This window comes from uncultured Veillonella sp., from assembly GCF_905209685.1.
Lineage (GTDB): Bacteria > Bacillota > Negativicutes > Veillonellales > Veillonellaceae > Veillonella.
In genome coordinates, this window is the sequence record NZ_CAJLUB010000131.1 from 1 (window position 1) to 4,651 (window position 4,651).

Below are 4,651 nucleotides of genomic sequence, written 5' to 3' on the forward strand. Positions count from 1 at the left end.
ATATGGCCCATTTCTTCTCGTGTATAACGTGGTATCATGATGTCTCCTTTGCATGATAAAAGCTAGATTTCTTATAAAATAATTGTACCATATGTGAAAGCTCCATTCAATGAATGGACCTAAATTTTCCGAATGATAATTATATTAAATTTACTAATCGTTCGTATTTATTAAAGATGACAGCCATTCATTGAAGTCTTATGATACGTTTCGACTTATGATGACTTGACTTATAATGACTTTACTTATGACGTCTTTTCTAAGTAAACAATTAATAGAATTGAGTTATATTAACTCCGTCTCTATGTATTCGTGCTAATAAAATGATATACTAGGATTATCTTAAATATACATAGACTTGTATATCATTATCGGGAGGCTTTCATGGCAAATTTAAATCGCAAAGAGCGTCGTGCGCAGCGCAATGAATCGAATACTATAGGCATTTTATTACGCCTATTCTTTGGGCTCAGCTTTATCGGCTTGGCTATAGTTCTATTTGGAGAGTTTGATCTCAATTATGTATTCTCCATCTTTACAGCAGATATCATCGTATCCTTAATTTATGTAATACTCAATAAATCTCGCATTACTACATCCTTAGCGGTTAACACCAATGTACGCATTATCATCGCATTCCTCATCATGCTAGTAACAATGTTCTTCTACGCCTTTGCATTATGGCGTGTCAATCAATTTAGCGCACCTATGCAAGTTACATTATTTATCGGTGGCGCTATCGTATATCTTGCAGTGTTCAACTCTACCAAAACAATGCTTACAAACCAGGATTAATAGGATACAGTTTTTCCGTATTAATTATATTCCCATAATAATCTGGTAACCATAAATAACAGGCTACAAATAACTAATACTGCAAAAGTAAAAGAGGCATATCTTACATACGTAGTATGTGATATGCCTCTTTATTGTCCCATAACGACAGGAATTGTTAAGGTTTGTATACGTCCAGAGTGGTTGACGATGCTGCCACTGGTTTTAACAATGCGCAATGCTTCTTCCATTACATCGGGCGGTACGCCGTCCACCACGATGCGCGGTGTGTTCTGAGCAACGATGATATGGCCATCTTCTCCAAAGTTCACCTTCACCGTAACAGTACCCGTTACAGAAGATCTCGCACCTTGTTCTTGGACACGACGAAGATATGCGCTTGGATTAATCGCTGGTTGTCGTAATAACTCTTGCTGACCAGGCGTCAACAAGCTCCACGCAAGATCTGATAGGAATGATAAATCAGCTGATTCCGTACGACCATCACCATTGGCATTAGGGTCAGATGTAACATCCTTCCCCATAGGAGCCTCTTTCGGTTTTGATTGTTTGTCATGAGTTACAACCGCTTGTTCTACACCAGCTGCTTCAGATTCGATGGCTTTAGGAATAGCCCATTCTCGTCGCTGCTCTTGTGTACTAGCATTTGTATCTAATGTTTTAGTTCGTTCACTTTCATCAGGCGTCACGGACTCCACCATAGGTTGTGACTGAGATTTAGGCTTTGGTTCTGTACGTTCTGGCACAGCCTCTGCAGGTGCTACCTTCTCCTCCGGTTGTGGCGTTGGTTCGGTTACCTCTGTACTGCTTTCACCATCATCAGGCAAATCAAAGCTAATTTCAGCCGCATCATGAGCTGCCCCAGTGCCCGCCATGCCTCGCAAGGAAAGGCCCATTCCAGATACGAGTATCGTCGTAATGCCTAAGGACACGATGAACGGTTTCAAATAATGCGATTCAAACATAGAATCACTTCCGTTCCGTTGCGACACTAATATATTTAGCGCCATTAACCTTGAGCATATCTAACAGAGCGATAACCTCGCTGTAGTATACATCCTTAGATGCACGGATAACAAAGGCTTGTCGCGGTGCTTGTTTAACGATAGACCGCACCTCTTCCGCCAAGCGTTCCGAAGAAATTTCCTGATTATCGATATATAACGTATGCGTTGTAGTTAAGGTAATCGTAATAGGCTCGATAGATTTTGCCGTAGATGTAGATGCAGATGGCAAATTTAGAGGAATTTGCTGTTCTGTATTCATATACAGCGTGCCCACCATGAAAAATACCAATAAGAAGAATACGATATCGATCATAGGGATAATCATGATGGTTGGTTCTTTTTTAACCCCTAATGTGCGTCGTCTCATATATCATGTTCCTCGTTGTACGCATCGAGGATATTACCACACTCATGCTCTAATGTAGTAATAGAATCGTTGACCTTTGCCGCACAGTAACTGTGAAAGCCTAGTGCAATGATGGCTACCGTCAAGCCGGTTGCCGTTGCTACCAAGGCTTCGGATACACCACCAGTAATAATAGTAGGAGCACCAATATCGCCTCCTACGACAGCAAAGGCGCGAATCATACCAAGCACGGTACCCAATAGGCCCAATAGTGGAGCCATTGTTACGATCATGCTAAGCCAGCTAAGACCGCGTTTTAAGCGCTCATCTGCATAGGATACGATATCTTGCAAACGATTTTCCAAGCTATTGTAGTTCTTAGCGTTGCGAATGGCGCGAGCAAACAAAGAGCCTAGCTCTAATGTGTCACGTTCTAGTACACTTGGCAACATAATCCAGCTTTGGTTCTTTTCTAATACCTTATTAAAACGGCGCAAGTCCTTTGTAAACTTGCGATATAAAACGATGCGCTCAATGCCAATCATCAACGCAAAGAGCAAAAAAATTACTAGCGGATACATAACAAATCCACCAGCCACAAATAAATGCGCTATGCTACTCATACTAACCTCCAAAAGCCTCTACCCTCTAGGCCCCATTAAAATTAATTATATCACGTTATAAGGTATCTAAAAATATCTATGGGTCAAAAAAGGCTATACTAATAGTGATATACCTATTAGTATAGCCTTTAATGTAATCTTAATTTAGCTATAATCCTGATTTAATTTAACCTAGGAGGCTCCTAGAAGGCTTATAATCTCTTACATCCTATTAATCTTTTTTAAGGAATTTTACAAGTATGCCACCGATTGTTAAGGACACGCCAAAACCAGTAAAGAACATACCGAGGGAATACATCCATGCATAGGTTTGATTATTAGAAGAAATCGCTTTAGCTGCGTCTCGTGCATTAGTAGCGTTTCTTGCAATTTCCAAATTCGTTGTAGCTGGATCTGGATTTAATAATAGGATAACAATACCTATAATTAGAACAACTACACCAACGGGTAATAACATTTTCTTGCTCATTTAAATGTTCCTCTCCTAACATTACATAACATGGTATATACGATTAGATATTATTTATCAAGTTTATTCATATCCAAGCGATTTACACTGCCAATAAAGCTATTGTAGGATTCAATCATATCATTGTAATGATCAGCTGTTTGGTCACCTAAGAATGTACGAATTCTACCAATAGTTGTATTTAAATGATTTTTAGCAGAGTTATAGTCCGGACTAGTAATGCTGCTGGACACATCCATGATACCTTGCAACTCTTGGTTCGCCGCATTTACATCGATTTGCTTGCCTTCTTCAAAGCTATCCAATAATGCAGTTAAACGTAAATGAACTTCTTGAGCAGCAGCTGCATTTTTCTTACCGGAATCTTTAAGTTCTTTCAACTGTTCTTGTTGGTTTTCCGTGTTGTGTTTGTGAATTACTGCGTCTAGTTGATTATACGCTGCATAGAACTGATCATATAATTGAACGTATTTAGGTCCTAATTGTTGTTCCTTAGCATAATTATCTGCTTGATATGAATTAGTTTCGTAGTACGTATCCAATTCACTGGCTACTGGTACAATATCCTTTAATACAGCCAATACATTATCTAAAGGTTCTTTCATATCATCATATGGCACGCCAGCATCCTTAGCGGCTTGTAAGTTCTTTTGTAAAGAATCAAAATGTGGTGCCATAAAGCTTGTTAAATGTTGACCTTCTCTTAGTTTTTGAATGTCTGGGCCGATAGCATAGCCAAAGCGCACTGTATGACTGTTAAAATCGCCAACGGCTTTAATGTAGTTGTTAAACACTTTAACGTCATCTTGTGATTTCTTTTGAACACCTTGTTGTACGCTATTGGCAATCTTAGAAAAACTACACCCACTCATGAATAATGGTGCTGTTAAAGTAGATGCACACAATACGGCTGTTAACATTTTCTTTACTAGTGGTTTCATAATGACCCTCTCATTTAAATCACACACACAAGTAACAGTTTATGATTAAATTATATATCATATATGTTATTTATGAAAGTATCAACCGTATTTTTTATGAAATTTGTTTCATGAATATGCTTTCACAAGCACATAAAAAGGCATAGTATACATCTCCATTGGGGTAAACCCAATAGTAATGTTTATACTATGCCTTTTATGGATACATTTTATAGATCTAGATAAGCATGATAGCTAATCGGAGTGTCTTAATAGATAAGTTATGCCAGCTTATCAAATAGGTATGTAGCTATCTACTTATTTAATGGACTTATCGAAAACGCCAATTAATTCTTCAACGGCTTGAGATTCGCTCATTTCACCATCTAAGACGGCTGCTTCCACTTCGCCCATGCGACCTTGAATGACGACATTATTAAAGAATAGGTTGTGCAAGTGTTCGTCAATCATATCGCGTACCCAACGGAGGG

The 4,651-nt window shown here is 38.7% G+C and carries 6 protein-coding genes and 1 pseudogene; 1 reads left to right on the top strand and 6 read right to left on the bottom strand.

Annotation, left to right across the window (positions count from 1 at the left end; all coding sequences use genetic code 11):
- Positions 1-384: 384 nt before the first annotated feature.
- Positions 385-795: a CAAX protease gene (locus QZ055_RS08145; protein ID WP_295825947.1), complete on the top strand. Its 411-nt coding sequence runs from the start codon at positions 385-387 to the stop codon at positions 793-795.
- Positions 796-926: 131 nt separating this feature from the next.
- Here the strand turns inward: QZ055_RS08145 and QZ055_RS08150 are convergent, their stop codons facing one another.
- The 6 genes and pseudogenes from QZ055_RS08150 to QZ055_RS08175 form a co-directional block, all read right to left on the bottom strand.
- Positions 927-1,760: a hypothetical protein gene (locus QZ055_RS08150; RefSeq protein WP_295825950.1), complete on the bottom strand. Its 834-nt coding sequence runs from the start codon at positions 1,758-1,760 to the stop codon at positions 927-929.
- 4 nt (positions 1,761-1,764) lie between these two features.
- Positions 1,765-2,169: a biopolymer transporter ExbD gene (locus tag QZ055_RS08155; protein ID WP_005385002.1), complete on the bottom strand. Its 405-nt coding sequence runs from the start codon at positions 2,167-2,169 to the stop codon at positions 1,765-1,767.
- Positions 2,166-2,771, bottom strand: coding sequence for a MotA/TolQ/ExbB proton channel family protein (locus tag QZ055_RS08160; RefSeq protein WP_295825953.1), 606 nt, complete (start codon positions 2,769-2,771; stop codon positions 2,166-2,168). The genes QZ055_RS08155 and QZ055_RS08160 overlap by 4 nt, the downstream gene beginning before the upstream one ends.
- 211 nt (positions 2,772-2,982) lie before the next feature.
- Positions 2,983-3,240, bottom strand: coding sequence for a hypothetical protein (locus tag QZ055_RS08165; RefSeq protein ID WP_105089925.1), 258 nt, complete (start codon positions 3,238-3,240; stop codon positions 2,983-2,985).
- Between the two features lie 50 nt (positions 3,241-3,290).
- Entirely contained in the window at positions 3,291-4,181 is an 891-nt protein-coding gene (locus tag QZ055_RS08170) for a DUF3829 domain-containing protein (protein ID WP_295825956.1), read from the bottom strand.
- Between the two features lie 297 nt (positions 4,182-4,478).
- Positions 4,479-4,651: pseudogene (locus tag QZ055_RS08175) on the bottom strand (methylmalonyl Co-A mutase-associated GTPase MeaB); the annotation flags it as partial.